The 19406-nt window shown below is 72.2% G+C and carries 10 protein-coding genes; 7 read left to right on the top strand and 3 right to left on the bottom strand.

Annotated features, from left to right (window positions below; all coding sequences use genetic code 11):
• Window positions 1–20: 20 nt before the first annotated feature.
• Window positions 21–1460: an MATE family efflux transporter gene (locus WMF24_RS42830; RefSeq protein WP_437733243.1), complete on the bottom strand. Its 1440-nt coding sequence runs from the start codon at window positions 1458–1460 to the stop codon at window positions 21–23.
• A gap of 195 nt (window positions 1461–1655) precedes the next feature.
• Window positions 1656–5336, bottom strand: a complete 3681-nt coding sequence (locus WMF24_RS42825) for a kelch repeat-containing protein (protein WP_437733242.1) — start codon at window positions 5334–5336, stop codon at window positions 1656–1658.
• A gap of 260 nt (window positions 5337–5596) precedes the next feature.
• Here WMF24_RS42825 and WMF24_RS42820 point away from each other — a divergent pair, with 260 nt between their 5' ends.
• From WMF24_RS42820 to WMF24_RS42805, 4 genes are all read left to right on the top strand, one after another.
• Window positions 5597–8926, top strand: coding sequence for a thrombospondin type 3 repeat-containing protein (locus tag WMF24_RS42820; protein WP_437733241.1), 3330 nt, complete (start codon window positions 5597–5599; stop codon window positions 8924–8926).
• 125 nt (window positions 8927–9051) lie between these two features.
• The gene (locus WMF24_RS42815; protein WP_437733240.1) at window positions 9052–9708 is read left to right on the top strand and encodes a hypothetical protein; all 657 of its coding nucleotides are present in this window, start codon (window positions 9052–9054) and stop codon (window positions 9706–9708) included.
• Between the two features lie 242 nt (window positions 9709–9950).
• Entirely contained in the window at window positions 9951–11801 is a 1851-nt protein-coding gene (locus WMF24_RS42810) for an OmpA family protein (RefSeq protein ID WP_437733239.1), read from the top strand.
• A gap of 407 nt (window positions 11802–12208) precedes the next feature.
• Entirely contained in the window at window positions 12209–13051 is an 843-nt protein-coding gene (locus tag WMF24_RS42805) for a hypothetical protein (protein WP_437733238.1), read from the top strand.
• A gap of 327 nt (window positions 13052–13378) precedes the next feature.
• Here WMF24_RS42805 and WMF24_RS42800 read toward each other — a convergent pair whose 3' ends face one another.
• Window positions 13379–14407, bottom strand: a complete 1029-nt coding sequence (locus tag WMF24_RS42800; RefSeq protein WP_437733237.1) for an SGNH/GDSL hydrolase family protein — start codon at window positions 14405–14407, stop codon at window positions 13379–13381.
• A gap of 22 nt (window positions 14408–14429) precedes the next feature.
• Here WMF24_RS42800 and WMF24_RS42795 point away from each other — a divergent pair, with 22 nt between their 5' ends.
• From WMF24_RS42795 to WMF24_RS42785, 3 genes are all read left to right on the top strand, one after another.
• The gene (locus tag WMF24_RS42795; protein WP_437733236.1) at window positions 14430–14579 is read left to right on the top strand and encodes a hypothetical protein; all 150 of its coding nucleotides are present in this window, start codon (window positions 14430–14432) and stop codon (window positions 14577–14579) included.
• 202 nt (window positions 14580–14781) lie between these two features.
• Window positions 14782–14937, top strand: coding sequence for a hypothetical protein (locus WMF24_RS42790; protein ID WP_437733235.1), 156 nt, complete (start codon window positions 14782–14784; stop codon window positions 14935–14937).
• Between the two features lie 582 nt (window positions 14938–15519).
• A complete protein-coding gene (locus WMF24_RS42785) occupies window positions 15520–19326 on the top strand; it encodes an ATP-binding protein (protein WP_437733234.1) in 3807 nt (1268 codons plus the stop codon).
• The last annotated feature ends 80 nt before the right edge of the window (window positions 19327–19406 follow it).

Genomic DNA, 19406 nt, shown 5'->3' with positions numbered 1-19406 from the left:
GGGCCGCGCGTCCGGTCGGCTCACACGGCGAGCGTCTTCCAGCGGCCGCGCGCGTAGGCGGCGGCGAGGAGGGCGCTGCGGCAGATCCAGTCGGCGGTGCTGCCCACCCAGACGCCGACGAGCCCGTGGCCGAGGGTCACCGCGAGCAGCCAGGTGCCCCCGAGCCGCATGAGGAGCGACGAGATCAGCGTCACGGCGAGCACCGTCCGGGTGTCGCCGGCGCCCCGGAGCCCCATGCCCATGACCGTGGCGAACGCCATGAACGGCTGCGCCACGGCGGCCACGGGGAGCGCGCGCGCCCCGAGGGCGAGGAGCTCGGGGTCGCTCGAGAACGCGCGAAGGAGCGGGCGCGGGGCGAGCGCGAACAGGACGCCGAACGCGGAGAGGGCGACGATCGCCATGAGCGCCGCGACGAGCGCGACGCGCGCGGCGTCGCGCGGCCTCGCTGCGCCGAGGTGCTGCGCCATGAGCGCGCCGGCCGCGATGCCGAACCCCTCCGCGGACAGGAAGCAGACGGACTCGATGGCGATGAGCGCCTGGTTCGCGGCCATCGCCGTGGCGCCGAGCAGCCCGATGATGGCGACGAAGCCCATGTAGCCGGCGTGGTAGGCCGAGCGCTCGGCGAAGGCGGGCGCGGCGACCCGCAGGACGCGGGCGAGCGCGGCGGCGGTGGCCCGCCCGGCGGCGCGGGGGTCGCCCGGCGACGCGGAGGCGGCGGAGGCGGCGGAGGCGTGCGGCGGCGCCGCGCGGGCCGCTGGCGCCGCCCGGAGGGGCAGCGGGCTCGAGCGCGACAGCAGCGCCGCGGTGAGCAGCAGCGCCTCGGTCGCCATGGTGCACGCGACGCCGACGGCCGCGCCGCGCACGCCGAGCGCTGGCAGCCCGAGGTGGCCGAAGATCAGCACGGCGCTCACCGCCACGTTGACGAGGTTGCCGATCGTGGCGACAGCGAGCGGCGTCTTCGTGTCGCCGACGCCCTGGAGCGCCGACGCGGCGACCGCCTCGACGAACGCGAGCGGCAGGGCCGGCAGCACGATCCCGAGGTACGCGGCGGCCTGCTCGACCACCTCCGCGCCGGCCTGCGGGAAGAGCGCGCGGAGCAGCGGGCCGCAGGCGGCGAGCAGCGGCAGCGAGACCGCCGCGCCGAGCAAGAGCGCGAAGACGAGCGAGACGCGCACCGCCGCGGCGGCGCCCGCGCGGTCGCCCGCGCCGACGCTGCGCGCGACGACGGCGAGCGTGCCGGTGGAGGTGGCGCTGAAGAGCGAGACGATCGTCCAGGTGAGCGTCCCGCAGATCTGCATCGAGGCGAGCGCCGTCGTGGAGTAGCGCCCGACCATGCCGCGGCCGACGAGGAAGACGAGGGTCAGCAGCAGCATGTGCGCGATCGCGGGCCAGGCGAGCCGCCACACCTGCCGGGCGAGCGCCGCCGCTTCGCGCAGCGCAGGGGTGGCGGGGTGGATCATGCGGGGGCGATGCTGTCATGCGGGCGCCGCCGGGCCAGGCGAGTGGAGAGGGGGTCGAGGGTGCGGTGACGGAACGGCGCGGCGAGGCTCGGGCCGCGCGGCCGGTCCGCGCGGAGAGCCTCGGGCCGCGCGTCGGTCGGCGCGGCGGGCGCGGCGCTGCCCTCGTGGCGGCGCCGCAGGATCAGCGCGTGCGCGTCACGGCCTGGCGGCGGGATCGCACGCGGACCGCGAGGACCGCCGCGGGCCGCGGCGGCGGCACAGCCGGACCGCCGCCACCGCAGCGCCGAGCAGGAGGGAGAGCGGCCCCGTGTCGCGCTCGCCGGAGCCGCCGACGACGCTGCACGAGCACGACGGGGCCTGCGGCGCGTCGATGGGCGGGACGCACTCGCCGGCGAGGTTGCATACGTTGCCGTCAACGCAGTCGCTCACCGAGGTGCACGGCCTTGCGCAGGCCTTGCCGCCCGGCGGGCAGGCGTACGGGGCGCAGCCCTCATCGCCGTCGCCGACGACAAGGAGCGTCCTGTCGCCGTCGCAGCTCGGCCCCACCTCCCTCAGGTCGGCGCAAGCGCCGTCGAGGCAGACGAAGTCCTCGATGCAGTCGTCGCTGGAGTCGCAGGAGGTCTCGCAGGAGCTCTCGTCCTTGCACCGGAACCCGCCGTTCTCGCCGCCGCAGCGCTCGACCTCGGGCTCCTGCTCCTGGCCACTTCCATCGCAGAAGAAGCGCGTGAGCATCGCGGGCCCGACAGCGCAATCCCCGTCCGGGCAGGTGCACGTGGAGGCCCTTGCTGTCGCGCCCTCCACGGGGAACATGCACAGGGCGTCGGTGGCGCCGCCGCAGTAGCCGGCGCACGCGCCCTCGCCGGGGCAAGCCTCGCGGCGGAAAGAGCCGCCGGTGTTGGGGTGCGGGGCCTCGCGGAGCTCGTCCGTGCCGACCGGCGTGCACCGGCCGATGTTGTTCACCACGTCGCAGGCCTGACACGGGCCGTCGCACCGGTAATCGCAGCAGAAGCCGTCGACGCAGTTGCCCGAGACGCACTGGCGATCGCGGGTGCACTCGGCGCCGTTGGCGAGCCGATCGAGGCACAGGCCCGCCCCGGGCCGAGGGCCCTCGCCGCCGCCGGCCCCGACCGAAGCGCCAGTCCCCGCGGCGGCGCCGCCGCCGGAGCCGGCCGTGGCGCCGTCGGTGCCCGTCGAGCCGCCGTCGGTCCCGGTCGAGCCGCCGTCGCCGCCCGCGCCGCCGCCCGTTCCGGCCGCGCCGCCGCCCGTTCCGGCCGCGCCGCCGCCCGTTCCGGCCGCGCCGCCGCTCGCGTCGCCGCCTCCGGTGGACACGCCGCCGGCGCCCGCCGTACCGCCGTCGCCGCCCGCGCCGCCCCCCCCGGCGCCGGCCGTCGCGCCGCCGGCGCCGGCCGTCGCGCCGCCGGCGCCGTCGGACCGGGAGCAGGCGTCCAGATCGCCCACGCCGACCTCGCACCAGCCGCTCTCGTCGCAATCGCAGTCGTCCAGGCACTCGAAGACGCACCTGTCGTCCTCGCCGCAGCGCCCCGGTTTGCAGTCCCTCGTGGACTCGTGCGCCACAGCGTGCCCCAGGCCGTCACAGCGGTTGTGCACCTCGATCTGCTGGACGCACACGATCGGGAGCTCCGTGTCCCGCTTCGCGGGACCACAGGTGCCGTCGTTCCCCGTCCCCTTGCCCGACGCCGTGCACGAGAAGCACTCCTCGTCGCACGCCTCGTTGCAGCAGACGTGCTCGCGGTCGGAGCAGTGCCCCGAGGCGCATTCCTGGTCGCTCGCGCAGGGATCCCCGTTCGGCTTCACGAGCAGCTGGGCGCTCGGCAGCACCTGCGCGCTCGACGCCCCGAGCCCCCCCGCGACGAGCACCGCCCGCCCCGCGTCGATGTCGGCGCCCGCGTTGACGAGGACCGCCGTGTGCTCCCGCCGGGCGTCCTGGGCAGGCGAGCCGCTCGCGAAGGTCAGGCGGCTGAAGAGCCTTGCCGCCGGATCGTAAGCCTCGGTCGTGGAGAGCGTCGCCGTGCCGTTGTAGCCGCCGACGACGAGGATGTTGCCGCTGGGCAGGAGGGTCGCTGTGTGCTCGGCGCGCACGTCCCGCATCGAGATCGGCGTGCGCTGCACCTCGAAGCCCCGCCGGGTCGGGTCCGTCACGCCGTCGTGGTAGATGTCGATGGTGCCGACGTAGGCGCCCCCCGTGACCCGCGTCGTGCCGCCGATGAGGACCACCTCGCCCGAGTCGAGCGACGTCGCCTCATGGCCGATCAGCGCCCCCGCGCGGTCGATCAGCGTCGCCGTGTGGAAGCCGCGAAGGGAGCCCATCTGCGCCGACATGGACCGCCCGGGCGGCGACACGGCGGAGATCGCCTGGAACGTGCGGGTTCCCTCGTCGAAGATCTCGGCCGAGGCGAGCGCGGGGCCCGAGAGGACGAAGCCGCCGGCGATCAGCACGTCGCCGGACTTCAGCCGGACGGCCGTGTGCGCGTGGCGCGACGTCGCCATGCTGCCGACGGCGACGAGCGCGCTCGTGACGGGCGCGCCGCCGCCCGGTCCGAAGGAGCTGAAGGTGTAGACGGAGGCGGTGCTCGTCGGCTGGTTGAGCGGATCCGCGAGGCCGCCCGCGAGCAGGATCACGCCCGGGTCGAGGAGGGTGGCCGTATGGTTGAACCGGCCCAGCGAGGACTCCGCGTCCGTGACGAACTGGCCCGTGGCCGGGTTGTAGACCTCGATGGCCGCGATCGGCGCGCCGCTTCCGCGGTTGCTGCTGCCGCCAACGACGACGACGGCCGGCGGCGGGGACGCCGGGGCCGGGGACGGCGCCGGGAGCCTGGCGAGCGCCGTGGCGGTGTGGGCGCCGCGCGCCGCGTCCATGGAGTCGGTGCTCGCGAAGGTGCGGTCGAGGGGGAAGTACAGCTCGGCCGTCGCCAGCGCCGCGCCGGAGGCGCTGAAGCCGCCGGCGATGAGCACGGGGCTCGCCGGGTTCGTCGGGTCGATGACGGTGGCGGTGTGCCGCGTGCGCGGCGCGATCATCTGGTTGCTCGTCGAGACCCATTGTGGATCGAGGAGCGCCGGATACTGCACGCCGGCGGGCTGCCACGCGACGACAACGGTGCACGCCGGCGCGCCGGGCGGCGTGACAGGCCGGCCCCACGGGGCGCGGGGGCTCGCGTCGAACGCGCAGCCCTCGACGGAGAGCGAGGCCGGGACGCGCGCGCCGGTCGCGTCGACGAGGTAGGGCGGCGCGACGCGCAGCCGGGGCGAGCCTGTGGCGTCGAGGAACTCGAGCGTTCGCTCCACGAGGCGGAGGCCTGAAACGGCCGTGACGTCGACGCGGTAACGGAGCTCCTTGCGCTCCGGCTCCTCGTCGAAGACGACGAAGTCCTCGGTGCCGTTCGGCAGGACGCGGTGAAGGACGTCGCGGGCACGACCGCCCTCGGCCCGGAGCGCGCCCGCGTAGAGGACCATGTCGCCATCGACGGCGGCGGGCGCGTCGGTCGTGTCGGCGAGGGAGAAGGCGATCGCGACGCGAGAGGCGCTGTCGGCGAGGCGCACGGGGCCCGCGGCGCGCGGGGGGAGCTCGAGGGTCGCCGCGGCGTCCGGCGCGGCGGCGCGCAGCGCGCCGGACGCGGCCCGGGCGACGGCCACGGCGGCGCCGGGGCCGAAGGCGCCGGCGAAGCGCGCGCGGAGCGCCGCGACGCGGGCGCGCGCGGCGGGCTGCGCCGCCTGCGGCGACGCGGCGCCGGGCGGCGGAGCGCGGCGCGGGGCGCTCTCGTCGGAGCAGCCGAGCACCTGGGGGAGGACGGCGCACGCCGAGAGCAGCGCAGCCGTTCGCAGCCTGGAGCCGAGTCGCAGCACGCGGGGGTCTTGCAAGGGGACGTTCCGTGGTCGGCGCGGCGCGCGCGACGTGAGGGGGTCGGATTGGGCCATCCTAACAGAAGGCCGCTGGCGGCCGAACAGGAGGCGGCGCGCCCGGCGCGGCAGGTGCTTCGAAGCACCGACCGCACCGGTTCTCACCGATTCTCGTAGAGCGCAGCGCGCGGCAGAGGAAAACTTCCCAGGCCGATGGGGAACCCGGATACGCTCGCGGGGGGCGCTGTCGTGTACGGCGCGATCTGTCTGGAGGAGCCGCGATGACCTTCCCCGCTTCGCCTTTCCCTCGCCACCACGCGCACGCCGGCGCCCTGAGCCGCGGCATCTTGCCGCTGCTCGCGGGCCTGCTCGCGCTCGTGGCGCTCGCGCCGACGCCGGCGTGGGCGGCGCTGTGGGACACCGACAACGACCAGGTCGCGAACGAGGTCGATAACTGCCCCGGCGTCAGCAACGCGAGCCAGTACGACGGCGACGGGGATGGTCTCGGTGATGCCTGCGACAACGACGACGACAACGACGACATCCCGGACGACGCGGATACCGACGACGACAACGACGGGATCGAGGACGATACCGACGGGTGTCCGACAATAGCCACGCCCATGGGGGCGATGCCGAACTTCGACGGCGACGGCGACGGAGTCCCCAACGTCTGCGACAATTGCCCCACCGACCGCAACGAGGATCAGCTCGATAGCAACAGCGACGGGGAAGGGAACATCTGCACGTCGGACAACGACGACGACGGGCGCAACGACTTTTCGGACAATTGCATCAACGTCTCCAACCCCGGCCAGGGGAATAGCGACGGCGATGATTTCGGCGACGCCTGCGACAACTGCCCCGGCGCGAGCAACGACAACCAGCGGGACAGCGACAACGACGGCATCGGCGACGCCTGCGACAACTGCGCGAACATCCCCAACACCGCGCAGAGCAACGCCGACGGCGACCTCTATGGCGACGCCTGCGACAACTGCCCCGGGAGCGCCAACACCAGCCAGGTAGACAGGGATGGCGACGGCATCGGCGACGCCTGCGACAACTGCCCCGGCCGCGCGAACCAGAGCCAGGCCAACGTCGACGGCGACACGATCGGCGACGCCTGCGACAACTGCCCTGGCGCTGCCAACAGCGACCAGGCGGACACGGACGGTGACGGGGTCGGCGACGCCTGCGACAACTGCGCGACCCGCGCGAACGATCAGGAGAACGCCGACGGCGACGCCTTCGGCAACGTGTGCGACAACTGCCCTTACGTCGCCACCCTGACCCAGGTCGACACCGACGGCGACGGCGTGGGCGACGCCTGCGACAACTGCCCGCTCCTCATCACCGGCAACCAGGCCGACGGCGACGGCGATGACGTCGGCAACGCCTGCGACAACTGCCCCGAGACGCCCAACGCGACCCAGGTGGACAGCGACGGCGACGATCTCGGCAATGCGTGCGACAACTGCCCCAGCATCGCCAACGCAGGCCAGGCGGACGACGACGGCGATGGAGTCGGCAACGTCTGCGACAACTGCCCGGCGACGCAGAACGCGCCAGGCGCCGACGGCCTTCAGCGCGACAGCGACGGGGACGGGATCGGCGACGCCTGCGACAACTGCCCGGCGGTCCGCAATGCGACCCAGATCAACACCGACGCGGCGACCGGCGATCTGGACGGGGACGAGTGCGACGACGACGACGACGCCGACCTCGTGCCCGACCTGAGCGACAACTGCCCGCTCGTTCCGAATACGAACCAGAGGAACACGGACCGGACCTTCGCCGGCGGCGACGACAGGGGCGACGCGTGCGACAACGACGACGACGCCGACGGCGTACCTGACGCGACCGACAACTGCACGGTCACGCCGAACCCGGATCAGGCGAACACGGACGAGCACCTCTTGGACGGCGACGGCTTCGGCGACGCCTGCGACGACGACGACGACGCAGACGGCGTGCCCGACGTCAACGACAGCTGCGTCACGACGCCGAACCCCGCCCAGCTGAACACCGACGAGAGCCTCCCCGGCGGCGACGCGCTCGGCGACGCGTGCGACGGCGACGACGACGCCGACGGCGTGCTCGACGGGAGCGACAACTGCCCGCTCGCGCCGAACCCCGCCCAGCTGAACACCGACGAGAGCCTCCCCGGCGGCGACGCGCTCGGCGACGCGTGCGACAACGACGACGACGCCGACGGGGTGCCGGACGGCTCCGACAACTGCCGTACCACCCCGAACCCGGACCAGGCGAACAACACGAAGAACGGGCCTGAGGACCTGCTCGGCGATCTCTGCGACGCGGACGACGACAACGATCGCGTCGAGGACCTGGACGACAACTGCCAGTACGACGTCAATACGAACCAGCTCGACACGGACCGCGACGGCGAAGGCGACGTCTGTGACGGCGACGACGACAACGACGGCCTCACGGACGCCGAGGAGGCGGCGCTCGGGACCGATCCGACCAGCGTCGACTCCGACGGTGACACCATCGGGGACATCGAGGAGGTGGCGAACCGCGATGACCCTGCCGATCCTGCCAACAACACCGACGGGGATGCGGCCATCGACGCGGTGGACCCGGACAGCGACAACGACGGGCTGCTCGACTCCGAGGAGGCCGGAGATGCGCTGCTGACGACGCCGGCGTTCGACACCGACGACGCGGACGACATCCCGAACTACCGGGACACCGACTCGGACGACGACGGCGTCCTCGACGGCGACGACAACTGCCCGCTCCTCGCGAACGCCCCGCCGAGCCCGGGCGAGCCGCAGACCGACACCGACGGCGACGGCAAGGGCGATGTCTGCGACGGCGACTCGGACAACGACGGCGTGCTCGACGTCGACGACAACTGCATGCTCCTGCCGAACGCCGGGCAGGAGGACGCCGACGGCGACGGCACAGGCGACGTGTGCGATCCGGACGCCGATCCGGACGGCGACGGGGTGATCAACGCCGACGACAACTGCGACTTCGACGCGAACGCGCCGTCGGCGCCGGGCGAGCCGCAAGACGACCTCGACGGCGACGGCGACGGCGACGCCTGCGATGACGACACCGACGGTGACGACATCCCGGACGCGGCGGACAACTGCCGGGTGATCGTGAATGCCGGGCAGGAAGACGCCGACGGCGACCGCAACGGCGACGCGTGCGACAGCTGCCCGAGCGTGGCGAACGCCGGGCAGGAAGACGAGAACGGCGACGGCATCGGCGACGCCTGTGATCCCGACGGAGACGGGCTGACGAGCGAACTCGACAACTGCCCGAACGTGGCGAACGCCGAACAGGAAGACACCGACGAGGACGGCGTGGGCGACGCCTGTGATGAGGAGGCGCCGACCGGCGGCGGGATGGGCGGCGCTGGCGGCGAAGGCGGCGCGGGCGGCGCGGGCGGCGCCGGTGGCGAGGGCGGGACGACGACGGCGACCACCGGCGGCGGGACGGCGTCAGGGTTCCAGGGCGGCTGCGACTGCCGCACGGGGCGCGCGTCGACCTCTCAGGAGGCGTGGGGCTTGCTGCTGGTCGTCGCCGCCGTGCTCCGGCGGCTCGGGCGGCGGCACCCGCGGCGGGCGGCGTGACCCCGCCCGGCAGCGATTGCGGTATGGCGATCACCCGAGGCACATGTGCGGCGAGCGCGACGGCTTCTCCTCGAAGGAGCCGCCCGGTTCGTCGAGCTGATCACGTAGCTTCAAGGAGGACCCTCATGCAGGCAACTCGGTGGATCGCGGTGTGGATGGCAGTGGGCGCACTCGGCCTCACGGGCGCGGGATGTGGTGGTGACGACCCGCCCGCGAGCTGGACATCGACCACCAGCACGGGCGAGGGAAGCACGAGCAGCGCGGGAACCGGCGGCGACGGCGGCTCGGGAACGGGCGGCGACGGCGGCTCGGGAGCGGGCGGCAACGGCGGCTCGGGAACGGGCGGCGACGGCGGCTCGGGAACGGGCGGCAGCGGCGGCTCGGGAGCGGGCGGCAGCGGCGGCTCGGGAGCGGGCGGCGACGGCGGCTCGGGAGCAGGCGGCAGCGGCGGCTCGATGGGCCAGAGCTACAATTTCACGCTGCGTGGCACCGGGTACGTCCCCGCCTATGACGCCGGCACCGACGTCTACGTCGAGATCATCGCCGCGGGCGAGACCGTGGCGGCCCTCAGCGAATCGGACACGCTCGAGGAGGACGGGACGTTCTCCGTCACGGGGCAAGTGCTCGGCGGCAGAGCCTACAAGATGCACTGGTACGTGGATCTCGTCCCCGACGGCGAATGCACCCCTGAGGATCACGTCTGGACGCAGGACATCCCGATCGTCACCGCGGATGTCACGCGCACCGTCGCCCCCAACACGGCCTTCGGCGCCTGCCCGTAGGGCATCGCGATCGGCCATCCCATGGCCACGGACGCCCTCGACGCGTCGCGCGCCGCTCACGGACCGGCGCGCCATGGCAGCCCGTGGCTTGCAATGGCCGTGATGGCGATGAAAGGCGGAAGGAGATCGAGCGAGATCGACAGGCTCGCCACCCGCCGTCTGGACCGCCCAGCCCCGCCGCCGTGCCGGAGGGAAACCGGATATTGCCCCCCGCCTCGCGCCCCCGCTATCGTGGCCGCCTGATGAGGTCGTCCTCCATCGCAGCGGCAGCGTCCGCGGCCGTCCTGCTGACGCTCGCCAGCGCTTCGAGGGGCCAATCCACCGGCGGCTTCGCGCTGAATCGCCTCGAGCCGGCGCCCGCCGGCGACGTCTTCTTCGGCGTCCCCTCCCCCGCCGCGCCCGGCCAGCTCACGCCGCGCGCCCACGTGATGTTCGATTACTCCCATCGGCCGGTCCGCACCGAGCCCCCCGCGGGGGCCGTCGATGTGCGCGAGGTGGCCGTCGTCGCCTCGCAGGCGTTCCTTCGCCTCGACGCCTCGCTCGCGCTCTGGGACCGCGTGCTGCTCTCCGTCGATGCGCCGCTCGCCGTCGCGCAGAGCGGCGACGACCCCGGGTTCTCTGGCACGCAGTTCACCAGGCTGACCGCGCCCGTGTTCGGCGATCTCCGCCTCGGCGCCCGGGTCCGCCTGCTCGGGCAGGACGCGGGGCCCATCCAGCTCGGGATCGGCAGCTACCTGTTCGTGCCCACCGGATCGCCCGAGCAGTACACCGGTGATCCTGCGGCCCGCGGCAACCTCCACGCGAGCGTCGGCGGCCGTGTCGGCGCGCCGGTCGCGTTCCTCTGGAGCGCGAGCGGCGGCGTGGAGCTCGGCGGCGGCTCGAACAGCCCGTCGCTGTTCACGTTCGGCGGCGCCGCGGGGCTCCTGCTCGCCGGTGATCTGCTCCAGCTCGGCGCCGAGCTGTACGGCGCGGCGCCGCTCGGAGGCGATCTCCTGCTCTCGAGCACACCGCCCACGCGAGCCGACGCCGGCGTCAACGCCGAGCTGCTCTTCGGCGCCAAGCTGCGCGTCCTCGGCGGCCTCACCTTCGGCGCAGCGGCCGGGCCAGGGCTCTTCGACGCTGTCGGCACGCCCAACGTCCGCGCCCTCGGCATGATCGGCTGGGCGCCGCTCCCCGAGCCGGCGCCCCCCGAGCGCGCACCGGCCGCCGCCGCGGGCGACAAGGACGACGACGGTATCAACGACGACATCGACGCTTGCCCCGACGTGAAGGGCGAGCCGTCGCCCGATCCCGCGAGGGACGGCTGCCCCCCGGCCGATCGCGACGGCGACGCTGTGCTCGACGTCGACGACGCCTGCCCGACGACGCCCGGCCCCCGCAGGGCCGAGGCGACGAAGAGCGGCTGCCCGGACGACGCGGACGACGACGGCTTCCACGACGGCATCGACGCCTGCCCGACCGTGGCCGGCGCCGCGAGCGACGACCCGAAGAAGGTCGGTTGCCCGGGCGACGCGGACGGCGACGGCATCGCCGACGCCTCGGACGCCTGCCCGACGGCCAAGGGCCCCGCCAGCCGCGATCCGAAGCAGAACGGCTGCCCCGACGATCCGGACGGCGACGGCATCCGCGGCGCCGCGGACGCGTGCCCGAGGGAGCGCGGCCTGCCCGACCGGGATCCGAAGCAGAACGGCTGCCCGCGGTTCGTCCGCGTGAGCGCCGACGAGATCACCACCTCGAAGCCGGTGCAGTTCATCCCGTACGGCAAGACGCGCAGGGAGACGGTCGACCCCATCTCCGACGAGATCCTCTACGAGGTGCGCGACGTCATCCTGCAGAACCCGGACATCGAGCTCGTCGAGGTGCAAGGGCACACGGACGACAACGGCACCGAGGAGTTCAACCTGCGCCTGTCCCAGGAGCGCGCGGACGCCGTCCTCTCGTGGCTCGTGGCCGCCGGGGTCCCGCGGGAGAAGCTCGTCGCCAAGGGGTACGGCTTCGAGCAGCCGCTCGCGGACAACCGCATCAAGACGGGGCGCCAGAAGAACCGGCGCGTCCAGTTCATGATCATCAAGCGCAAAGGGCAGCAGCCCTAGTTCCGGGCGTCAGCAATCCCTGGCGGGACTCTTCCGCGGGGGCGAACCGTCGCGATCCGTCGCTTCCGCGGGGATCTCGGGAGAGCGTGGCGACTGATCGCACCCGCGCGGTGGGCGTGGACCCAACCCGGGCCCAGCGGCCAAGCCCCGGGCTTGGGGGCGTCGAATGGACGACTCTCTTCGTGAAGAGCACTACCTTACCAGCGTGGTGTAGACAATAGTGTACAGCCGAGTGCCCTCGTTGGATCTGCTGGTGAGGTGGGGGATCGGCGGCGGCCGGGCGCAGGCTGGCCTCGCGCGCGAGCGCCACGAAGGCGCGGAGCTCAGCCGGTCAGACTTTCGCTTCCTACCCGGGACAGGTAGATTTCGACATCATGTTGGCTGTCGCCACCCGTCGTTCTCATCCCATGGGTGCCGCACTTCTGCTTGCCCTGCTCCTCGCCGGCTGCGCTCCGCCGGCGGCGTCCGCGCTCACAACTTGCCAGGCGCTCGCCGCCGCGCGCCTCTCGCGCAACGCGCCCCTGGCCGGCATGCTCGCGGGCTCGCCCGACGCGCTCGCGCGGGCCCTCGCGAAGGCCGCGGGTGACCCCGTGACCCAGGGGCCGCGCGCGGCGGCCGACTTCACGGGGCGTCCGGTCACGCGCTGGGACACGGGCGAGGGGCGCGTCGAGCGCTACAACGACGAAAACGGGCGCTTCCTGCTCTTGCGCTGGTGGAGCAAGCGTCACTTCACGCCCCTCGACGGCTCGCGCGCCGAGAGCGACATCACCAGCGTGCTCACCGCGCTCGGGCTGACGCCTGACGCGCCGCCCGTCCTGCGGCAGCAGCCGGACCGCCTGACCATCCACGTCTCCCGATCCTACCGCGGGACACAGCTCGTCTACTACAAGAGCGACCTCGACGGCGCATTGCAAGCGTACGAGATGGAGCGTGGCAATGAGCCCGAGGGCCTGCGCGCGCAGATCTCTGTCGGGCCGTTCTTCGACCTCTCCAAGGTGACGACGACGATGTCCAGTGAGGACGCGAAGCGCGTCGGGCTGCTCGCGGCGCGGTGCCTGCACGGCGCGCCGGACGACGCGACGTCCGGGAGCCAGCCGATGTTCGGTATTGCCAACGAGACGCTAGCCTACGTAGTCGGCGTCGGCTGGGGTGACGAATGCGAAGATCGACGCTACGTCCCAATACATGTGGACGCGGTCACCGGCGCCGTGGCGGACCCCGGCGTTGTCGGCTCAGGCTGCATCCAATGACGCTGGTCCTCTACCGAGGTTCCACCGAGGTCTTCATCGCCCACGTCACCCGGAGCACCACGGACACCGCCTGCCCGAGGAGCTGGCCGAGGAAGATGCCTTCGTCAGCGCATTGAAGCGCCCGGAAACGGGGCGGCGAGCGAAGGAGAATCCCTCGGCGCGGCGCCGCCGGATGGGCGCTTCGAGATAGATAACGGCGAGGTCGAGCGGCAGCCAAGACGTGTAGCCGAACCAATAGCCGGGGTCACGCCGCGAGCTCCTCAATTTCGGCTCGAACGGCGTGCGCCGCGAATCTGCTCGAGCGTTGGTGGCGTTCGCCCTTCGATTTCAGCGGAGGTACGGGCTCAACGCCTGGAACCAAACCTCGGCCATGCGGTTATACCCCGCCTGGTTCGGGTGGAGATTGTCGGCGAAGAGGGACTGCTTGTAGTTCGGGTCGTTGGTGAACGCTGTGTACATGTCCACCAGCACGATGTGCTGCCCCTTGCTGACGCGCGTCGAAACCAGGTCGGGCATGGCCGCGTTGTAGGCCTTGACGGCGTTGTTCGTGGCGTCCGTTCTCGTCGGCACGATCTGCGCGAGCACCACGAGGATGTTCGGATCACGCATGAAAATCGAGTCGAGCAGCTTGCCCAGGCGATTCGGGGCGTCCGCAACGTTGATGTTACCGTTGATGTCGTTCGTTCCGATCATCAACGTGATGATGTGGGGCTGGTAATTCGGAATGCTGGTGCCCACGAGCTGCGCGATGCCGTTGTTGCCCTCGATCGTCCAGCCGCCGTGACCCTCGTGGTTCCTCGGGAACGTCACTCCGTCCACCATGGGCACGCTGTAATCACTGGCGGAGCCGACGAAGGTGATGTCGCGGTTCGCTTCGAGCGCGAGGTGGAACAGCGGGGCGCGGTAGCCGCCGGCGACGTTGAAACCCTGCGTGATCGAATCGCCGAAGGGCATGATCTTGCAGGGGCCGCTCGCCGGGCAGGGCTGGAATTCCGGGCCGCCGCTCGCGCCAGCGCTGCCCCCTGCGCCTCCGTCGCCCGCGGCACCTCCGCCACCGTCGGATACGCCGCCCATGCCACCCGAGCCCGCTCCGCCGGCGCCGCCGGTGCCGCCGCCGGCCGTGCCTCCACCGGCGTTCTCCGTGCCCCCGCTGGTCGCGCTCGAGCTGGAACTGCCGGTCGAGCCGCCGCCACCCGTCGCTGTCCCGCTGCCGCTCATGGTCCCGGAGCTGGACGTGTTCGCGGTTCCGCCCGTCGTCGTGCCCGGCGAGTCGGCGTCGTCACCGCACGCTGCGACGAGCAGCACCACACACGCGAGGACGGCGGAAGAAGAGAATTTCAGTCGGTGTACGAGCATGTGCTACGCATAGCACGATCGCGTGCTCCACCGCGATTGTGAGGCGCGGCTTACCGAAGTTGCCGTCGTCGTTGAACAATTTCATCGCGAGGGGAACCTGGAGCTCGTGAAGGCGTTCGCGGATGAGGCGTGGGCCGCCACGCACAACGACGTCGAAGGTCGCTCGCAGTGAGCGGTGAACGAGGCCGCCGCCGAGCGAGCGGCCTCGCTCTCGTCGTCTTCTTCGAGCGCGCTCGCGTACGACAAGCCGCTGTGCGCTGCGCTCGATGGCTTCACCTTGCACGCAGCGACGCGCGCCGGTGCGCACCATGCGGCGGCGAGGGAGGCGCTGCTGCGGTACCGATGTCCTCGAGTGCCCAGCTTGCAAGGGGCGGATGACGCTCGTCGCCGTGGTGGCCGAGGCAAGGAACATCGCCCGCTTTCTCTCCGCGCTCGGCGAGCCGACCGATGTTCCAGCACGCTCTCCCAGCGTCCACGCGGCGACCACCGTACTGGAAAAGCACCGTTCTGCGCCGCAAGGCGCCCGGTGACGCCGCATAGCGTCTCGCGACGCGCCTCCCGGGCCAGACCAAGGCCCCGGACGCACACGTGTGCCCATGGCACGCGCGATGCGCCCCCGTAGCGGGCTCGGCGCCGTCCGGACCACGCTCTTTCGACCCAGGACCGAGCCATCACGACGCTCGCGGTCCCACCCTTTCGCTCTGCCGCGCTACACTTCCTCGCGCTGCGATCCGGCTTGATTTGCCTACGCGCCCGCCGGCCCGAGGATCGCGCTGCCCGTCGGTCTCTCGCTGCCGGCGAGTCGGGCTTCGCCGCTCGCCCCGGCGCCTCAGGCGACCGCGTTCTGCCTTGCTGCATCGCTTCGCGATCCTCGGAGGCCGCTGCGCTCGCCCGCTCCTCGGCCGCCGGGGCGGCTCAAGGCTGATAGCGCCTCGGCCATGTGCGCGTGTCCCTGTGGCAAAAGCCGCAGATTTCATTCACCATGGCGCTGCATGCGGCCAGCCGGCATACGGAAGGAATCTTCAGATGTCGTCGCGCCCTCGCCCGATGGCAGCGCCCTGGACGCGAGCGCCGATGACTGCCTCGCCGGGGGCGGCGAGATGGGCGCCCTGATGCGCTCGATCGACTGGTCGAAGACGAAGCTCGGCCCCGTCGCCAACTGGCCGATAAGCCTCAAGACCGTGGTCGGCCTCGTGCTCGGCAATCGGTTTTCCATGATCGCGTTGATCGGGCCGGAATTGCTGCAGATATACAACGATGCCTATCGGCCTATCCTGGGAAATAAGCACCCTGCGTCGATGGGCGCCCCGGCGGCCGAGGTCTGGGCCGAGGTCTGGGACGTCGTAGGTCCGATGGCGCTGAGCGTGCTCGACGGCGGGCCCGCGACGTGGAGCGAGCACCTCCTGCTCCCGGTGCAGAGGCGAGGCTTCGTCGAAGAGACGTATTTCACGCTCTCCTTCAGCCCGATACCGGGCGACACCAAGCGGGTCATCGGCGTCCTCATCACGGTGAAGGAGACCACGGAGCAAGTGCTCGATGCGCGCCAGCTCCATATGCTGCGCGATCTCGCGACCCGCTCTGCCCACGCGAAGTCTGCCGAGGAGGCGTGCTCCACAGCCGCGGAGATCTTCGCGGCGAACGGCGCCGACCTGCCGTTTTCGCTGCTTTACCTCTCGGACGGTGACACGGGCGACGCGCGCCTCGTCGGCGCGAGCGGGCTCGACGAGTATCAGGGAGCCGCGAAGCCTGAGCGCGTCTCCCTCCACGAGCACGCCGACGCGTCCTCGACCTGGCCGCTCGCGGAGGCGGCGCGCGCCTCTGGCGAGCTCCTCGTCGGCGATCTCGCGGCCCGCTTCGGCGCCCTGCCCCTCGGCCGCTGGGGCAGCGCGCCCGAGCGAGCGATCGTTCTGCCCCTCTCGCGGCCAGGACAACCTCGTCCGTATGGCTTCGTCGTCGGCGGCGTGAGCCCGCATCGCCTGCTCGACGAGTCGTATCGCGGGCTGTTTCGGCTGATCACCGATCAGGTGGTAACCGCCATCGCGAACGCGCGGGCCTACGAGGAGGAACGCAGGCGCGCCGAGGAGCTCGCCGCGATCGACAGCGCGAAGACGCTGTTCTTCAGCAACGTCAGCCACGAGTTCCGGACGCCGCTGACGCTGATGCTCGGCCCCATTGAAGACGCGCTCGCGTCGCCGGAGCGCGCGCTGAGCGGTGAGCACCTTTCGCTCGTCCACCGCAACGCGCTGCGCCTGCTCAAGCTGGTCAACACGCTGCTCGACTTCTCGCGCCTCGAGATGGGCCGAGCGCAGGCGTCCTACGAGCCGACGGACCTCGCCGGCCTCACGGCCGATCTCGCGAGCGCGTTTCGCTCCGCGATCGAGCGAGCGGGGCTCGCGTTCAAGGTGGACTGCCCGAAGCTGCCGGAGCCGGTGTTCGTCGACCGGAACATGTGGGAGAAGATCGTCCTGAACCTGCTGTCCAACGCCCTGAAATTCACGTTCGAGGGCGAGGTTCTCCTGTCGCTTTGCTTGCGCGGGGACCACGTCGAGCTCGCGGTGCGCGACACGGGCACAGGCGTCCCCGAGCGCGAGCTGCCGCGCCTCTTCGAGCGCTTCCACCGCGTCCAGGGGGCGCGCTCGCGCACGCACGAGGGCTCCGGGATCGGGCTCGCGCTCGTGCATGAGCTGGTGCGGCTGCACGGCGGCAGCATCCGGGCGGAGAGCCGCCTGGGCGAGGGGACGGCGTTCACGATCGCGATCCCGCGCGGGTGTGCGCACCTGCCGGCGGAGCGCATCCGCGCCGAGAAGACGCTCTCGTCGACGGCGACCGGCGCCGCGCCCTACGTCGAGGAGGCGCTGCGGTGGCAGCTCGTCACGGAGGCGCCCGCCCAGGTGCTCGCCCCGGCCGATCGCGCCGAGCCTGCCCCTGTCGCGGTCCCGCTCGACCCGAGCACGCGCATCCTCGTCGCCGACGACAACGCCGATATGCGCATGTACGTGCGGCACATCCTCGATGAGCGGTGGACCGTCGAGGCCGCCAGCGACGGCGCCGGCGCGCTCGAGATCGCCCGGCGATCGCCGCCGGATCTCGTCATCGCCGACGTGATGATGCCGGGGCTCGACGGCTTCGGCCTGCTCCGGGCGCTGCGCGCCGATCCGGCGACGCGGAGCGTGCCGGTGATCATGCTCTCGGCGCGCGCGGGCGAGGAGTCCCGCGTCGAGGGGCTCGCGGCCGGCGCCGACGATTACCTCGTGAAGCCGTTTTCGGCGCGCGAGCTCATCGCCCGCGTCGCGACCCACCTGCAGCTCGCGGCGCACCGGCGGGAGGCGGAGCGGGAGCGCGAGAGGATGTACGAGCTGTTCGAAAGCGCGCCCGTCGGGATCGCCGTCTACCGTGGCCCGGAGCACGTCGTCGAGATGGCGAATCCGCAACTCGTGTCCATGGTGGGCAATCATCGTGAGGTGATCGGACGCACGTTGGCGCAAGCCTTCCCGGAGATCGTCGGCTCGCCGCTCCGCGAGATCTTCGACCGGGTCTACGCGACGGGCGAGCCGTTCGTCACCCACGAATCCCGGTTCGACCTCGATCGCGGGCGCGACGGGCCGGAAGAGTCGTACTGGAGCTTCAACATGCACCCCATGCGTGAGCCGGGCGGTGCCGTCGTCCGGATCCTGGTCATTTCGCTCGACGTCACCGAGTACGTGCGGGCGCGAAAGAAGCTCGAGGAGGCGGCGCGGGAGCGCGAGGAGCTGCTGCGCCGCGCGGAGGACGCGCGGCGCGACGCGGAGCGAGCGAACCGGGCGAAGGACGAGTTCCTGGCGATGCTCGGCCACGAGCTGCGGAACCCGCTCGCCCCGATCGTCACGGCGCTTCACCTGATGCGCCTCCGCGCCGGGGGGCACGCCGAGCGCGAGCGGCTCGTCATCGAGCGGCAGATCAAGCACCTGACGGCGCTCGTCGAGGACCTGCTCGACGTCTCCCGGATCACGCGGGGCAAGGTCGAGCTGAAGAAGCAGCGTATCGAGCTCGCGGAGGTCGTGGCCAAGGCGGTCGAGCTGGCGAGCCCGCTGATCGAGCAGCGGCGGCACCACCTCACGGTCGCGGTCCCCTCGAGCGGCCTCGCCGTGGACGGCGACGTCACGAGGCTCGCCCAGGTGATCTCGAACCTGCTCACGAACGCCGCGAAGTACACCGAGATCGGCGGCGAGATCGCCGTCCGGGCCGAGCGCACGGGGGGCGAGGTCGTCCTCTCGGTGCGCGACAACGGCATCGGCATCGCCCCCGAGATGCTGGCGAGCGTCTTCGAGCACTTCGTGCAGGAGCGCCAGGCGCTCGACCGCGCCCAGGGCGGCCTGGGCCTGGGCCTCGCCATCGTCCACAACCTCATCGCCTTGCACGGCGGCCGCGTGAGCGCGCACAGCGAGGGCCGCGGGCGTGGGAGCGAGTTCACCGTCCGACTGCCGGCTGTGGCGACCGCGCGCTCGCCCGAGGCCGCCCCGGCGCGCCCGCCGGCCGAGATGCAGGCGACTCCGTCTCCCGCCGACGCGCGCCGCATCCTGCTCGTGGACGATAACCTCGATGCGGTCGAGCTCCTGGCCGAGTCGCTGGGCGCGCTGGGGCACACGACGCGCGTCGCCCCCGACGGCCCGTCCGCGCTCCGGATCGCGGAAGAGTTCGCGCCCGACGTCGCGCTGCTCGACATCGGGCTTCCGGTGATGGACGGCTACGAGCTCGCGCGGCGCCTCCGCGAGCAGCCGGCGGGTGAGCGCGTTCGCCTGATCTCGATCAGCGGTTACGGGCAGGAGGCGGATTTCCAGCGCTCGAAGGGGGCAGGCTTCGAGACGCACCTCGTCAAGCCCATCCAGATCGATCGGTTGACGGAGCTCATCGAGGAGCCTCCGGCCCGCAGGCTCGAGTGATCCACGTCAGAGATCCTCGGCGACGATACGACGTGACCGCGCCCGGACCGCTCTGGCGACGCGCGCCGCGGCGAGATCGA

This window comes from Sorangium sp. So ce1335 (assembly GCF_051521615.1).
Classification (GTDB): domain Bacteria; phylum Myxococcota_A; class Polyangia; order Polyangiales; family Polyangiaceae; genus Sorangium.
The sequence above is the reverse complement of the archived record's forward strand: the minus strand, read 5'-3'. Positions and strand labels throughout refer to the sequence as shown.